We start from the raw sequence: 15091 nt of genomic DNA, 5'->3' as shown, positions 1-15091 counted from the left end.
GGGGACTTCATACCCTTGCGGTGCGGCCGGGTTAGCCAATGATATCTTCGCGGATAAACTCACCGGCACTGTTGAACCGGACCACTTTTACTCTGGAATTGTCATTGTAAACCAGCAGGACCCGGTAGCCGGTACCGGACTGTGCCGTATCGCCGATGTACACCTGCCGGACACTATACCCCTGATAAGCCGTATTCAGGTATTGGTACGCCTGCTGGGGCATATCGGTTCCCCGGATAAGCCGGCCCGAATCCTGGAGAAAAGCGCCTTTTTCGGTGATAAGCTCCGAAATATCGTCATTTCCCTGGATGAAGCGACCTTCCCAAATGGAGTTTCCTACCCTTGTCCAGGCTGCCTGGCGTGCCTGTTCCCTTGAATATTTAGCGACAAAAGCGTCGTACACGCCAACGGGGATTTGCAGGTCGGCAGCATCCTGAATGACATCTTCTTTATCGTTGCGACAACCGGACCCTCCAAATACCAGCACGGTTACCAACGCAGCCCAGATAAGTCTTATCGTAAAGAAATAGGTCAATTTCATAGTGTGAAGAGGTTAGATGAACAATAAGGTATGTCTTTTTGTGGTCAAACAAGAAAGTTACAGAATGGTTAGACAAATCAACAAACGATCCTTGCGCAAATCTTCATATTTTTAATCAACTTTTCAATTCGTTTTAACACGATTTAAAGGTTTGACCCCGAAAATTGTGATGTGAAAGCGGAAGCAAATCGGTTTCGTTTCATAGAGAAATTAAAATGGTGTGGATAATGAAGGAAAGTCGCCGGGTATTGCCCGGCGTTTTTTTTGGCCTGAACAATAGCTGATCGATTCCGTTTCATAGCAGACGCTATGATTTACAACATCCTGCTAATCGTTCTTGGAATTGCCATTCTGGCGGTAGCCTGGCTACCTTATTCCATTCAGCGCTACCCTCTCTCTTACCCTATCCTGTTCGTTTTGTTCGGTATTTTCGTATTCTGGCTACCGCTGGATCTGCCTACGCCGAACCCAATGGCGAACCAGTCGTTTACTACTCACCTGACCGAGATTTGCGTGATTGTTGCCCTGACCGGCACTGGTCTTAAGATTGACAAGCCATACAGCTTCAGAGGCTGGCGGATTCCGGTCCGGCTGGCTACCCTGATGATGATTGCCACCATTGGTCTGCTGGCGGTGGCCGCCTGGTCTATTGCCGGCCTTACGCCCGCAGCGGCCGTATTACTGGCGGCCACCCTAGCGCCAACTGACCCCGTGCTGGCCGGAGATGTGCAGGTGGCGGGTCCGGGTAAAGGGGACGAAGACAACGTCCGCTTTGCCCTTACCGGTGAAGGCGGGCTTAACGACGGCCTGGCGTTTCCGTTCGTGTACCTGGCGCTGGCCATTTTTCCGCCATTCGACAGCCTGCAGGAGCAACTGAATTACTGGTTTTTTAAAGATATTATATACCGGCTTTGCCTGGGTATCCTGGGTGGATACCTTTCCGGTAAACTGCTGGGGTACCTGATATTCGGATTGCCGAAGAAGATCCGGATCGAGCCTGAATCGTATGGTTTTGTGGTGATTGCCATTACCTTCTGCGCCTATGGTCTTACCGAGCTGGTGGAGGGGTACGGTTTCCTCGCGGTATTTATTGCCGCCGTCACCGTTCGCGACTACGAACGCACGCACGAATACCACCAGATCATGCACTCGTTTGCCGATCAGATTGAGCGGTTGCTGAACGTAATTGTCTTGATCCTGTTCGGGGGAGCTATCGGGCGGGGACTGTTAGACGCGCTTACCTGGGAAGGCGCAGCGGTGGGCTTGCTGCTGTTACTGGTGGTACGGCCCCTGACGGGTTGGCTGACGCTGATCGGTACCAAAACAACCTGGCGCGAACGATGGGTGATTGCCGGGTTTGGTATCCGGGGGGTTGGGTCCTTCTTCTACCTGGCATTCGGCATTGAGAAAGCTGGTTTTGCCGAAGCTGAAACGCTATGGGCGATCACCGGCTTCACGGTACTGGTCTCCATTTTCCTGCACGGTACACTGGCTACCCCCGTGATGAACTGGCTCGATCGCCGTCAGATACGTACCCCGGCCGGCAAATACCAGCAGCATAGACCAGACGAACGGACCACGTAGGCCATTGTGACACTCGTTTTCCGGGATAAGGAAAATTTTTCAGGTGGGAAAAGTAGAAAAGCCCGCCCGCTCCTTTTTATAAGAAAGAACCACTTCTTTGCTCCGATCAGACTTTCACGCAGTGAATATACAGAACTAAGAAAGTAGTTTTTCATCATAGGTTTAGTTCAAGCAAATAGCCCTTCAACTGGAGGGCTTTTTCTTTGCCGGCTACTTGAGTCGGTCTACTTCATACCGCAACTCGTCGGCGAGCTGGCGGATGCGGTCCAGGCTGGGACCGGGTTCCGGCAGATGCTGGCTGAAAAAGGCTTTGACTTCCCATACCTCCAGTACATCCGACAAAGGCACTTCCCGGCTGGCGGTAGCCGATTTTTCGTCCGTCAGCAGCAAAACTCCTTTCAGCTTAACCTGGTTGAATACCCGCCTGCACAACAGGCCGTGGTGCCGGGCCATCAAAACGTATAGCCGTCCATCGGTAATATCAAACCAGTTGCGCACAAACTGCCCGATCAGCAGCGCCCCCGGAAAAGTAAAGTCCGGTCCGGCCTCAAACGCCCTATAGTGGCCGGCCGGCAGCAACGGTAGCCGCAGGGTGGGCAGGTGACTGAGGTAATCAGACTGCTGGTGGCGTTGCTGGTATTCGCCGAACTGGAACTGCTGCACGTAGGGAATAGCCGGCTGTGAACCGCCCTCATCCCGAGCCGGACTCAGATTGTCTGACCGGCCTGTTAACACCGTTTTGTCGAAAATCGGTGCTTTTTCATATACATTATTGAACGCCAATGGAGGTTCTGGCGACCGCAGGCCGTTCCCATTAGGCATTGACAACCCATTTTTAAAGGAAACCGGCCTGGGCAAAACCCGTTGCGCCACCGCCCGGATAGGGTCCGGGCCACGGTAGTATTTTTCGAGTACTTTAGCCAGCGGCTGGGGAGCCTCCACGGCCGGTTCCTTAAAAATTGGGGGTGGGGCCGTCACCGATGCCCGCTCGGCACCGGACCGTTCACCGGCATTGCGCTCCAGCGAAAGTGGCATACTCAGGTCGGGCGTTTCCCTTATTTTGCGCAGGTCCTGCTTCAGGAGCTGGTCAACGGTCGTGTTGAACGCCCTGGCAATAGACATCAGGTTATCGAGGTTTGGGTTGGCGCGGGCTTCTTCGTAGGCACCGAGCAACGACCGTTTAATGCCGATTCGGCGGGCAAACTGCTCCTGGGTGAGTCCGTTAAGTCGGCGCAGATATTTTATGTTATTGCTTACAATGCTCATCAGGCCGGTTTTGACAAAAATTTTAGCTAAAGTAAACGAATAATCGAATAAAAATAAATTGGAGCTAAACCGACGTAATTTGTGTTTTACCTATACCTTTTGACTAACAAAGTTATACAAGCCAGAAATGAATCCCGCTACGCTTGACACCGACGTATCAACAAACCTGAAAACCACCTTTGCCCTGCAGCGCCGGCACGCATCTGCCATGGCCCTGACCACGGCCGCCGACCGCATCGACCGCCTGAAACGCCTTCAGCAATGGGTACTAAGCAATGAGCAGGCTATTCAGCAGGCCATGTATGCCGATTTCCGTAAACCCGCACCGGAAGTAACGCTGGCGGAGATTTACGCGGTAAACTCCGAACTTAAGTTCATCATCCGCAACCTGAAACAGTGGATGAAGCCCCAGCGGGTGCCAACGCCCCTAAGCATGGTGGGCACTACGGGCTACATCCGGCACGAGCCCAAGGGTAATGTACTGATTATTGCCCCCTGGAATTATCCGTTCTCGCTGATGGTAAAGCCCCTGCTGGCTGCCATTGCGGCCGGTAACGTGGCCATGTTGAAGCCCTCGGAGCTGACGCCCAACACGGCCGCTTTACTAAAACGAATGGTCAGCGAGGTGTTCCCGCCCGAAGAAGTAGCCCTGTTTGAAGGCGATGCGTCTGTAGCGCAGGCATTACTGGAACTGCCCTTTAACCATATTTTCTTTACGGGCAGTCCGGCTGTGGGCCGCATCGTAATGACAGCTGCTGCCAGACACCTGGCGTCGGTTACACTCGAACTTGGCGGTAAATCCCCGGCCATTGTCGACGAGACCGCCAGTATAACCGAAGCCGCCGGGCAGATTGCCTGGGGTAAATACCTTAATAACGGCCAGACCTGCATTGCCCCGGATTATTTGCTGGTGCATGAGTCGGTGAAAGCGCCGTTTCTGGATGCCTTTCAGAAGGCCATCCAGCGCATGTACAACCCCGACGGACGTGGAATTGAGGTCTCCGACAGCTACGCCCGGATTGTAAACAGGCGGCATTTTGAGCGGGTCCGGCATCTGATTGAGGAAGCGGTGGAGAAAGGAGCCACCGTACGGGTTGGCGGTCAGACGAACGAAGCCGGCAACTTTATTGAACCTACCGTGCTGGAGGGCGTAACCCCTGATATGCAGGTGATGCAGGAAGAGATATTCGGACCGGTGCTACCAGTGGTAACCTATCGCGACAAAGCAGAAGTAACGCAGCACGTCAATGCCGGCGAAAAACCACTGGCACTGTACATCCATAGCCGGAATCAAAAAAACATTAACTATTTCCTGGAAAACACCTCCGCCGGCGATACCGTTATCAACGACACGATGCTCCAGTTCAGCCACCCGCACATTCCTTTTGGCGGGGTCAACAACAGCGGTATCGGTAAGTCGAACGGCTACTTTGGGTTCCAGGAGTTTTCGAACCAGCGGGGCGTGGTGCGTCGCGACTTTGGTACCTTCAAGTTCATCTACCCGCCGTATACCGATAAGGTCCGGAAGCTGATCCATGCGCTGATGAAGTATTTCTAAGGATAATTTTTTCATAAATAAACCCGGCTCTCCATCCGTTAACCAGGTTTATTTGTTATTTCGTATCATAGACTATGATGATGCGAACACTTCTCTGGATGGGCTGGCTGGCTTCGCTCACGGCCACCGCTCAGACCTTACCCGTTCTCGACCAGAACCCCACCGGTCTTCGCTGGTATCGAATCAAGACGCCTAACTTCCGGGTGCTCTACCCGCAGGGACTGGAGCAGACCGCCCAGCGTACCGCCTGGCGGCTGGAGCAGGTGTACGAGCCCGTTAGTGCATCCCTTGCCCGGCGCCCCCGACCAATCAGCATAATCCTGCAAAACCAAAGCACCATCAGCAACGGCTTTGTCACCCTAACCCCCCGCCGGTCGGAGTTTGTGACGACGCCCCCGCAGGACCCGTTTCTTCTGGGTACGCTCGACTGGCTCGATCAGTTGGCCGTCCATGAGTTCCGGCATGTAGTGCAGAACGAAAAGGCCCTGACGGGGTTCTCCAAAGCCGTGTATTCGGTTTTGGGCTATGCCGCCCTGGCCGGAATCACCCAGGGGGTGCCCGACTGGTTCTTTGAGGGCGATGCCGTGGGCACCGAAACGGTGCTGACCCGTAGCGGCCGGGGCCGGATACCCTACTTCGATCTTGGGTTTCGGACCAACCTGCTGGCCGGCCGCCGGTTCAGTTATCCGAAAGCGGTGGGCGGCTCCTACCGCGACAATGTACCGAACTGGTACACGCTGGGGTATTTCATGACGACCTACCTGAAACGCAATTACGGAGCCAATGTCTGGAGCGATGTGCTGAACCGCTACTACCGGTTTCCGCTATACCCGTTTTCGTTCTCCAACAGCCTCAAGCGCACCACCGGCCTGCGGGTTGAAAAGCTGTACCGCCGAACGCTGGCCGACCTCGACGAAACCTGGCGAAAACAGCAGGAAGGACTTCGCATCACCCCGGCCACTTACTACCCCGTCCGGACCACCCGTCGGGTATTCACCAATTATGAGTATCCGCAATACCTGACCGACAGCACCCTGCTGGCCATCAAGTCCGGCCTGGGTGACATTTCGCAACTGGTGCTGCTCAGCCGCAACGGGCATGAGAAAAAAGTTTTTGTGCAGGGGCTCTTCAATGATCCGCAGCACTTTTCTGCCGCCGGCGGTAAAGCCTGCTGGATTGAATACCAGTACGATCCACGCTGGTGGCAACGGGTGTACTCGGAGATCCGGTTGCTCGATCTGACTACCGGCCGGTTGCGGCACCTCACCCACCGGGGACGGTATACCGCAGCCGCGCTGTCGCCCGACGGCCGGAAACTTGCGGCCGTTCGCAACGATGCAGCCTATACGACCCGACTGGTGGTGCTGGATGCCGAAACGGGCCAGGAGCTTCAGGTACTGGAGAATCCGGACAGCCAGTTCTACCAGCATCCCCGCTGGCAGGATAACCAGACTATTCTGGTGGTGACGCTGAAGAACGGGGGCAAAACCATTGAGGCCATCAATACGCAGGAGAACACACGCCGGCCGTTGCTGCCGGTACAGAACGAAAACATTAGTCATCCGCAGCCCTGGGGTCCGTATGTGCTGTACAACTCTCCCCAGTCGGGTATCGACAACATCTATGGGGTTGACACCCGCAACGGCCAGACCTTCCAGGTTACCTCACGACCAACCGGAGCCTACCACGTATCGGTATCGCCGGGCGGTCGCCAGCTGGCCTTCCACGACTTTACGGTAGAGGGCCACCGCATTGCCGAAATGCCGCTCGACCCAGCGCAGTGGGTGCCGGCTTCGTCGGTGCGGGATCGGGAAGTACGTTACTTTGGGCCGCTGCTGGCGCAGCAGCCGAACGGCCAGCAGGCGGTGGCCGTGCTGAGCGATTCGCTGCCGGCGGGTACGCCTTACCCCAGTAGCCGGTACACGCGGCTGGGTAACGCCATAAACATCTACAGTTGGGGCCCCATTGTGACTTCCAGCGGGCAGGCTCTTACGGTGGGCGTGCTGTCCCAGGACCTGCTCAGCACCACCCAGCTTGCGGCCGGGTACGCTTACAATCAGCCCGAGCAGGTGGGTAATATCTACGCCAATCTCAGCTACCAGGCTCTGTACCCAATCATCGACCTCGGGTTTCAGAGTGGTAACCGGAACACCTCCCTGTACATCGACCGACGCGAACCCCTCGACAGTCTGCGTACCGACAAATGGCAATATAATCAATTCACGGCAGGGCTCCGGCTGCCGCTGATCCTGACGCGATCCAAATACCTGCAGAACCTGACGCTCTCGGCCAATTACGGATACCAGCAGGTAAGCGGCTACGACCTGCCCGTGCGGTACCTGACCGAGGTGGGCTTTGGCCGGTCGCTGAATACGGTCAACTACGCCTTCAGCTACTCCCGAACTCTCCGGCAAAGCAGGCGTGATGTAGCTCCGCGCTGGGGGCAGGCGCTGTCGGCCACCTGGCGCACTACCCCATTTGGCGGTTCGCTGAACGGCGAACTGTGGGCGGTGCAGGGCAGCCTGTTTTTTCCGGGTTTGCTTAAACACCACTCGTTACGGCTACGCGGAGGCTATCAGCAGCAGATGCGGGGTACTTACCGGTTCAGTCCGGCGGTCTTTTTCCCACGCGGGCAGTCATACGTCAGCTTCGACCAGTTGCGGATCGGTAGTGCCGAGTACCGGCTGCCCCTGCTGAACCCCCACTGGGCGCTGGGGCGGTGGCTGTATATTCAGCGGGTCAAAGCCGCCGGTTTCTTCGACGCGGCCGAGGGGCAGAGCCGGGTTACACAGCAGGGACGGCCACAGACCATTACCCGGCAATACAGCACCGCCGGGCTGGACCTGACGTTTGTGTTTAACCCCATGCGGCTGCGGACGCCCCTGGAAGCCGGTGTCCGGACCATTTACAACCTCAACACCGGCGAATGGCTGTTTCAGCCGCTGGTGATCGACATCGGCTTTTGACAAATGAACCAGCCTTATATACGGTTGAGAGGCCAAAATTGTCGTTTCGTATGAAAGTATATTGAGAAACGCAGGAGATCGGTGCAACTTTGACTCATCAAACGGTAAACAACTATCCACACACAACTTCCTCTTAACAAAATATCGTGACAACTGTATGCCGCCATCGCTCATCACTGACAGATGGCGGCATACGAAAACGACCGGAGGAATACAGGACACGACATAAAATATTGAGCATATAAGTTAGGGTTTGGGTTAAATAAACGACTAAAGGTCAGCCTCATCATCAGGCTGACCTTTGTATTTATATCCTTAACGTGCTTATCTGCTTACGGCTTCGGGTAAATCTCTTCCCTGGCGGCTTTGAGGGTGTTCTGCATCAGCGAGCAGATGGTCATCAGGCCAACGCCACCCGGCACGGGCGTAATAAAACCGGCCTTTGGCGACACCTCATCGAACTTAACATCGCCTTTTAAGGCAAATCCGCTTTTTTTGGTGGCGTCGGGCACCCGCTCCAGTCCGACATCGATCACCACGGCTCCTTCTTTAACCATATCGCCGGTGATGAACTCCGGCCGTCCCAGCGCAGCCACCAGAATATCGGCCGAGCGGCAAATCTCCGCCAGGTTTTTTGTACGGCTGTGGGTGAGCGTTACGGTGCAATTGCCGGGATAGGTATTGCGCTGCATCAGGATGCTCATGGGTAACCCAACGATCTGGCTCCGCCCAACCACCACACAATGCTTACCGGCCGTTTCTATGTTGTACCGGCTGAGCATTTCCAGTACGCCCTGCGGAGTGGCCGAGATGTAGGCAGGTAACCCCTTTGCCATCCGGCCGATGTTGATGGGGTGAAAGCCGTCGACATCCTTGGCCGGGTGAATGGTCTCCATAACCTTATCGGCCGAGATGTGGTCGGGCAGCGGCAACTGCACGATCAGGCCGTCGATATCGGGATCGTTATTGATCGCACGTACCTTGTCGAGCAGTTCGGTTTCGGTGACCGAGGTATCGAACCGGAACAGGGAGGACTTCATACCAACCTCTTCGCAGTTTTTCATTTTGCTGGCCACATAGGTTTCGCTGGCGCCGTTGTTGCCGACCAGAATGGCCACCAAGTGCGGAATTTTGCCGCCCTGGCTGCGAATGTCGGCCACCTGAGCCGCAATTTCCTGTTTGATTTGTTGGGAGAGGTACTTACCGTCTAAAAGCTGCATAAAAATATTAACGTTCTTTAGTTCAGCCAATTCTGGCTGTCAGCCGGACAATGAAGTACATCCGATACCAGACAGGAAATAAAACAGGCTGAATGAGCGGCTAAGATAAGCCTGTTTCGGGAGAGGGCAATTACCCGGTTGCGGTTTCCTTCGTAGTTATGAAAGTATGCAGCTGCCTGGATAAAGAAAAATCCGGCCAGGGAGCCGGATTTTTCTTTAATAATTTGTGTATGCTGTGTCAGGTCGGTTAACCATTTGCCTGAGCGTGTTCCGCTTTCCGCACTACGTAGCGGAAGGTAACGCCCTGCTGACGAAAATAATCCTGAACGTGTTTCAATAGCGGCTCCAGGCGATTAGACCACATCTTGTGCAGCCAGAAAAACTGATGCACCTTATCAGTATCGTCCTCCTCAATCTCCCGCTGGTGAATAATTATTACTTCGCCCTCCTTAGCCTTCGTGGCCAGATCGACCAGTGATTCGTTGATGGTGAAAAATCGTTTCATAACGTCTCCTCGATATAATACCACTAAACCCCTACTTACTGCAAAAGTTTGAAAGTTTAGCGAGGAACTGTCTGAGTAATACTATTTATCTGAGTTGGGGAAAATTACGGCAGGGTTACCGTCTCGAACCAGTAGCGCGTCAGCGAGCAAAATAGCGCCTGCCAGTCCTGTTCCGACTGCGGACGGGCCAGAAATGAAGCAGCACCTTCCTGGTAGGCCTTCCGGATGGTTTCAGTCTCCGTAGAATTACTTAATACAATAATTGGACTGGAAAGATGTTCTTTAGAAGTCACCAAACGCCGAAGCAGATCCCAATCGGTAGTCTGTCCCGGCTCCAGATCGAACAGGATTACCTGACGTTGCCGAAACAAGCTATCTGATGCCGGGGAAAGCTGGGCCAGCGCCTGCTGTTTGTCGGATAGAATGGAAAGCCGGACTTTAGACTGTTGGTCAGTTAGCGCTTGTTGAAGGTCGGTTGGGGTACCCTGGCCACTGTCTATCAGCACCAGGCTATATGGCAAATTGGCCTGCAGCATGTAGGGGATCTTATTCCGTTGAGTTAATAATGTATTGCTTGTAAAACAATAAGCGCCCTATTTTAGATTAATACAGGTGAGATTATAATTGTTTTTTAATGATGGGCGAGCTCGACCGTGTTGAAGAAGGAGAATTGACGAGTCCGAAAGCCTTTACCAGTTTTCCGGAAGCCCTGTCGTATGTACGTCGTATACAGAATGACGTAGAGGAAACCTACTGTATTGTATCGAAAAACGACGGGCTTTATGAGGTAGTCCCTTTTGTGCAGGGTTTGCAGCTGATCGATTTCTCAGGGTATCGGCTAATATTTGCTCAATAATATTTATTTTAGCTATAGGCTTATGCTATAAATTTTGTTTATGCATATAGTTTATATTATAACCTATAATTAATCTTTTCGATAGTAAAGCTATCGATCTTTGTAACTGATTTCTCCAGGATATAAATGAGCAACATAAGGACACCTGATCAGGAAGCGGAGGGTGGGCCATCAGTAACAGAATTCAATACATTAGCCGAAGCACTGCTTTACCTGAACAGGCAACGACAAGTTAATGATGCCCTGTACTGCATAGTGGTCAAAGACGATGTTTTTTACGTAACTCAGTTTACTCTCGGTCGCCGGCTCCTTGAGGACGGTTACCTGTTGATATACGGCGGCTAGCCAGGCCCTTTGGCCCTTCTTCCCGAGTTAGCCGTATTTCTCCTGGTGGGCTTTCTTCAGGTTTTTGTAGGTTGCATCCTCCCTTGCCAATAAATACATTCCATAAAAAATACGGGCACTCTCGGCTTTAACCGGGTCTTCCTCGCGGGGTAATTGTGCCCGGCCGTGGGCCCCGCTGCGGCCTTTCTGATCGTCGGGTACGGGGCCGTCGTATTTCTGACCCGAGCGGTGGTTGGCGTAGCGCCGGGAGCGGGTATAGCCCATCTGCAGAAACTTCCGGGCCATATCCATCCCTACGAAATCATCCGCTGCTTTATACTCCAGAAAAAGCTGGTAAATTTTTTCTGCCGACTCACGGGCGATTTCCGGGGTTTTAAACCGCCAGTGGGGCAAAATTTCTGATTTATAGGGTTCTACCAGCAAAACACCCTGCTCCCCCTTCCCTACCCGGTATAATTCCGGATGCTCGCGCATATTGATAGTCCGGTAATCGAGCGAATAATCAAACGGCATAATGACTCATTGTTAAAAGACCAATAGAACAATCGCACAAGGACACACCTGTTAGTAAACCAATTTCTTCTAAATTTTTTCAGCCTGAGCGCAGGTTTTCACCACCAACTGCACCAGACAACCAAGAGGGATGCGCTTTTGCACAATAATGGGCTTTTGTCAACAGAAGAGGTATGAAATTTGTTTCTCAGTTATGCCCGCCAACCGGGACACGGTGGAATTCAATTTCTGCTTATATGTGCTTTCATAATTCATTAAGTGTTGACCAGCCAGCCCTGGAAAAGCGGTATAAAGCCAAGCTCGATTCTCCGGCTGGTTTTGACCCTGTTTATCACGCCAATGCCTACCAGTTTCCCGACTGGCCGGTGGTAACGCACCAGCAGCCGGGCAAACTTCAGTTGCTCCAATGGGGATTAATACCTAAATGGGCTAAATCCCGCGAAGATGCGGACGAAATCAGGGCCAAAACCCTGAACGCCCGTTCCGAAACGATATTCGACAAGCCATCTTTCCGCTCGGCCATTCAGGCCGGCCGACGCTGCCTGATTCCCTCAACCGGCTTTTACGAATGGCATACCATCGGGAGTAAGAAATTTCCGTTTTTTATTAACCTGAAAAACCAGAAGGTCTTCTCCATTGCCGGCATCTGGGATGAATGGGCCGATCCGGAAACGGGTGAAGTGCTGCACACGTTCAGTCTGCTCACCTCCGAAGCCAATCCGCTGCTGGCGCGCATCCATAACACCAAACAGCGGATGCCGGTCGTGCTGACGCCCGAGGCTGAAAAAGCCTGGCTGCACGACAACCTGACCGAACGTGATGTGCTGGCCATTACGGGTGACCTGTTCCCGGCCGACCAGATGCACAGCCACAGCATTAGCAAGCGTATTACGTCACGAACCGAACCAACCGATGTCCCGGAGGTTCAGGCTCCGGCCGATTACCCGGAGTTGAAAGACCGGGCCGAACTCTTCGTATAGGCCTCTACCATTCGTCCCGGTTTTACCTCGGTTTACCCGCTGAATAGCCCGGTCTGTCATGTTCATCTACGTAATCCCTGACCCGGGCGGTATCTTTATCACGCTTTTCTGAACTATATACTTCATTCCCTATGAAAAATTTATTACTCCTTCTGCTTTTTGGAAGTGCTACGGCCGTTACGGCGCAGGTAATGCCTTTCCCCGGCGGAGGAGGACAACAACGACCGGCGGCCGCCATTCCCGGTACGGCCAATGCCGACCAGCCCAAGGGCAGCGGCCGGATCACCGGTGTTATTATTGATTCCACCACCCGAAATCCGGTAGAATACGCCAGCGTGGCGCTGATCAATCCAACCACCAATAAACCCATCGACGGTACCGTTTGCGACGATAAAGGCCGCTTTACGCTGACTAAAGTTGCCGACGGTGAATACCGGCTGCTGATTTCCTTTATCGGCTACCGCAACCAGATCATCCCGAACATCAAAATTGACCGTCGCAACGACGCCATCAACCTGGGCAATATTATTCTGGCTCCGGAAGTCCGGACGCTACAGGAAGTAACAGTAACCGGGCAGGCCGCCATGATCGAGGAGAAGGTAGACCGGCTGGTCTACAATGCCGAAAAAGACATAACGACCCGCGGGGGCGATGCCACCGATGTGATGCGCCGGGTACCGATGCTGTCGGTCGATCTCGATGGCAACATCACCCTGCGCGGCAGCCAGAACGTGCGGGTACTCATCAACAACAAACCTTCGACCATTGTCGCCAGCAGCGTGGCCGATGCGCTGAAGCAGATTCCCGCGGATATGATCAAGACGGTCGAGGTAATCACCTCCCCCTCAGCCCGGTACGATGCCGAAGGGTCAGCCGGTATCATCAACATCATTACCAAGAAGAATACCCTGCAGGGCGCTACCCTGAACGTAGATGCCGGTGTGGGCAACCGGGGCTCTAACCTGGGACTGAACGGCAACCTGCGGACGGGGAAAATGGGTTTTTCGCTCAGTGGTTTCGGCCGGGCCAACTACAACATTAAAGGCACGTTCGACAACACACAGACCAGCATGCAGAACGGTGTGGTAACGGCCATTACTCGCCAGTCAGCCCGGACGCTCAACCAGTTTATGTTCGGGACCTACAACCTGGGCTGGGACTACGACATCGATAAAAACAACGCCATCACGGCCAGCGTTCGCTATGGTGCCCGCAACGGTAACAATACCCAGTTTCTGACGACCATGTCGACCATTGGGGTAACTCCTATGCGGACTTCTTACCGCGATGTTGATATTAAGGACATGTCGGGAACAGTAGACGTGAACGTCGACTACACCCGCAAGCTCAGCAAGCCCCAGCAGGAGTTTAGTCTGCTCACGCAATATAGCCGGAACAACCGGACCAATGATTTCATTGCGCAGTTGCTTGATAACTCGCAGAGTATCCTCGGCCGTGAGCGCAACGACAACGATAGTTTCAACCAGGAAACCACCATCCAGGCCGATTATCAGTCGCCGTTGGGCAAGAATCAGCAGATTGAGTTTGGGGGTAAAGGAATTTTCCGGCAGGTACAGAGCGATTACCGCTACCTGATCGCTTCGGGGGCAGACGGCGCGTACCAGATCAACCCGAACCGTCCGACCAACGCGCTGTATTATGATCAGAACGTAGCCGCGACTTACGTGTCTTACACGTTCTCGACAAAAAATAAATATACGTTTAAGCTGGGAACCCGGTACGAATACACCATGATCAATGCTGATTTTCGGGCGGAGCAACCAATTGACCTTCCCGACTATGGCAACTTTGTCCCGAGCATTAACATATCGAAATCGCTCAAAGGTGGCAAAACACTGCGGGCGGCCTACAACCGCCGGCTGCAGCGGCCGGGGATTCAGTTCCTGAACCCGAACCTGAATGCGGCCAACCCGCAGAACATCACGATCGGTAACCCGTATCTGGAACCGGAACTGACCGACAATGTAGAAGCCAGCTACAGCACCAATATCAAATCGGTTTACCTGAACCTGACAGCGTACGGCCGCCAGACCAACAACTCCATTGAGAGTGTCCGGACCACCAGCGAGGAAGGTGTTATCACAACGACCTACCAGAACATCGGTAAGCAGGAAGCGTACGGGGTAAACCTGTTTGGGAATGCCACGCTGTTCTCGAAGTGGCAGATTGGTGGAGGTACCGAGGTTTACTATGTCTACCTGACCAACAATGGCAACAATACGTCGCTGCGGGCCAGCAACTCCGGCCTTGTAGCCAGCGCCCGGTTATTTACCAGCCTGCAGATGAAACATGGCTGGGGAGTCCAGGGATTTGGTTTCATGCGGGGTCCGCAGGTGCAGTTGCAGGGTACCCAGGGTGGTTTTGCTTTCTACAGCCTCGGTGTCAAAAAGGATTTCAAGAACAAAAAAGGCAGCGTAGGATTAGCCGCCGAAAACTTCCTGATGAACGCCTTCAAAATCCGCAACGAACTCAGTACGCCAGCCTTCACCCAGAACAGCCTGACGCAGCTCTACAACCGGGGGGTACGGGTGAACTTCAACTACCGGTTCGGCAAGATGGGCTTCGACCAGCCCGTGTTCCGCCGGCGGAAGTCGGTCAACAACGACGACGTGAAGCAGGGCGAAGATAGTGGTGGGGCGCAGCAGCAACAACCGCAGGCAGCCCCAGCGGGTGGCCGGCCAAGGTAATAAAGAGCTTCACCTGATATTTCTTAACTCGTTTCTGGCGGAGGCTTTA

The 15091-nt window shown here is 53.7% G+C and carries 12 protein-coding genes; 6 read left to right on the top strand and 6 right to left on the bottom strand.

Annotated elements, in window-relative coordinates; all coding sequences use genetic code 11:
* Window positions 1-31 precede the first annotated feature (31 nt).
* Window positions 32-541, bottom strand: a complete 510-nt coding sequence (locus ABD949_RS30060) for a hypothetical protein (RefSeq protein ID WP_345250167.1) — start codon at window positions 539-541, stop codon at window positions 32-34.
* Between the two features lie 309 nt (window positions 542-850).
* Between ABD949_RS30060 and ABD949_RS30055 the strand changes: the two genes are divergently transcribed.
* Complete coding sequence (locus tag ABD949_RS30055) at window positions 851-2125, top strand: cation:proton antiporter (RefSeq protein ID WP_345250165.1); 1275 nt, start codon at window positions 851-853, stop codon at window positions 2123-2125.
* Between the two features lie 210 nt (window positions 2126-2335).
* Here ABD949_RS30055 and ABD949_RS30050 read toward each other — a convergent pair whose 3' ends face one another.
* A complete protein-coding gene (locus ABD949_RS30050) occupies window positions 2336-3391 on the bottom strand; it encodes a helix-turn-helix transcriptional regulator (RefSeq protein ID WP_345250163.1) in 1056 nt (351 codons plus the stop codon).
* 127 nt (window positions 3392-3518) lie between these two features.
* On the opposite strand from ABD949_RS30050, the gene ABD949_RS30045 reads away from it, so the two are divergent.
* Together ABD949_RS30045 and ABD949_RS30040 are read left to right on the top strand one after the other, a co-directional pair.
* A complete protein-coding gene (locus ABD949_RS30045; RefSeq protein ID WP_345250161.1) occupies window positions 3519-4949 on the top strand; it encodes an aldehyde dehydrogenase family protein in 1431 nt (476 codons plus the stop codon).
* 77 nt (window positions 4950-5026) lie between these two features.
* The gene (locus ABD949_RS30040; protein ID WP_345250160.1) at window positions 5027-7915 is read left to right on the top strand and encodes a hypothetical protein; all 2889 of its coding nucleotides are present in this window, start codon (window positions 5027-5029) and stop codon (window positions 7913-7915) included.
* Between the two features lie 332 nt (window positions 7916-8247).
* Here the strand turns inward: ABD949_RS30040 and ABD949_RS30035 are convergent, their stop codons facing one another.
* The 3 genes from ABD949_RS30035 to ABD949_RS30025 all read right to left on the bottom strand — a co-directional run bounded on the left by ABD949_RS30035 (window position 8248) and on the right by ABD949_RS30025 (window position 10176).
* Complete coding sequence (locus ABD949_RS30035) at window positions 8248-9135, bottom strand: bifunctional 5,10-methylenetetrahydrofolate dehydrogenase/5,10-methenyltetrahydrofolate cyclohydrolase (RefSeq protein ID WP_345250158.1); 888 nt, start codon at window positions 9133-9135, stop codon at window positions 8248-8250.
* 247 nt (window positions 9136-9382) lie between these two features.
* The gene (locus ABD949_RS30030) at window positions 9383-9640 is read right to left on the bottom strand and encodes a hypothetical protein (RefSeq protein ID WP_345250156.1); all 258 of its coding nucleotides are present in this window, start codon (window positions 9638-9640) and stop codon (window positions 9383-9385) included.
* Between the two features lie 104 nt (window positions 9641-9744).
* Entirely contained in the window at window positions 9745-10176 is a 432-nt protein-coding gene (locus ABD949_RS30025) for a response regulator (protein WP_345250154.1), read from the bottom strand.
* Between the two features lie 98 nt (window positions 10177-10274).
* On the opposite strand from ABD949_RS30025, the gene ABD949_RS30020 reads away from it, so the two are divergent.
* The gene (locus ABD949_RS30020) at window positions 10275-10496 is read left to right on the top strand and encodes a hypothetical protein (protein WP_345250153.1); all 222 of its coding nucleotides are present in this window, start codon (window positions 10275-10277) and stop codon (window positions 10494-10496) included.
* A gap of 372 nt (window positions 10497-10868) precedes the next feature.
* Here ABD949_RS30020 and ABD949_RS30015 read toward each other — a convergent pair whose 3' ends face one another.
* On the bottom strand, window positions 10869-11354 hold the full coding sequence (locus ABD949_RS30015) for a DUF4385 domain-containing protein (protein ID WP_345250151.1): 486 nt from the start codon (window positions 11352-11354) through the stop codon (window positions 10869-10871).
* A gap of 236 nt (window positions 11355-11590) precedes the next feature.
* On the opposite strand from ABD949_RS30015, the gene ABD949_RS30010 reads away from it, so the two are divergent.
* The gene (locus tag ABD949_RS30010) at window positions 11591-12334 is read left to right on the top strand and encodes an SOS response-associated peptidase (RefSeq protein WP_345250149.1); all 744 of its coding nucleotides are present in this window, start codon (window positions 11591-11593) and stop codon (window positions 12332-12334) included.
* A gap of 131 nt (window positions 12335-12465) precedes the next feature.
* Window positions 12466-15042, top strand: a complete 2577-nt coding sequence (locus ABD949_RS30005) for a TonB-dependent receptor (RefSeq protein ID WP_345250147.1) — start codon at window positions 12466-12468, stop codon at window positions 15040-15042.
* Window positions 15043-15091 lie beyond the last annotated feature (49 nt).

The sequence above is a fragment of the Nibrella saemangeumensis genome (assembly GCF_039541915.1).
GTDB classification, from domain to species: Bacteria; Bacteroidota; Bacteroidia; order Cytophagales; family Spirosomataceae; genus Nibrella; species Nibrella saemangeumensis.
This window is presented reverse-complemented; position numbering and strand designations above follow the sequence as displayed.

Coding starts and splice junctions, on each gene's coding strand:
- ABD949_RS30060 (WP_345250167.1), bottom strand. CDS start 541: ATGAAATTGACCTATTTCTTTACGATAAGACTTATCTGGGCTGCGTTG.
- ABD949_RS30055 (WP_345250165.1), top strand. CDS start 851: ATGATTTACAACATCCTGCTAATCGTTCTTGGAATTGCCATTCTGGCG.
- ABD949_RS30050 (WP_345250163.1), bottom strand. CDS start 3,391: ATGAGCATTGTAAGCAATAACATAAAATATCTGCGCCGACTTAACGGA.
- ABD949_RS30045 (WP_345250161.1), top strand. CDS start 3,519: ATGAATCCCGCTACGCTTGACACCGACGTATCAACAAACCTGAAAACC.
- ABD949_RS30040 (WP_345250160.1), top strand. CDS start 5,027: ATGATGCGAACACTTCTCTGGATGGGCTGGCTGGCTTCGCTCACGGCC.
- ABD949_RS30035 (WP_345250158.1), bottom strand. CDS start 9,135: ATGCAGCTTTTAGACGGTAAGTACCTCTCCCAACAAATCAAACAGGAA.
- ABD949_RS30030 (WP_345250156.1), bottom strand. CDS start 9,640: ATGAAACGATTTTTCACCATCAACGAATCACTGGTCGATCTGGCCACG.
- ABD949_RS30025 (WP_345250154.1), bottom strand. CDS start 10,176: ATGCTGCAGGCCAATTTGCCATATAGCCTGGTGCTGATAGACAGTGGC.
- ABD949_RS30020 (WP_345250153.1), top strand. CDS start 10,275: ATGATGGGCGAGCTCGACCGTGTTGAAGAAGGAGAATTGACGAGTCCG.
- ABD949_RS30015 (WP_345250151.1), bottom strand. CDS start 11,354: ATGCCGTTTGATTATTCGCTCGATTACCGGACTATCAATATGCGCGAG.
- ABD949_RS30010 (WP_345250149.1), top strand. CDS start 11,591: ATGTGCTTTCATAATTCATTAAGTGTTGACCAGCCAGCCCTGGAAAAG.
- ABD949_RS30005 (WP_345250147.1), top strand. CDS start 12,466: ATGAAAAATTTATTACTCCTTCTGCTTTTTGGAAGTGCTACGGCCGTT.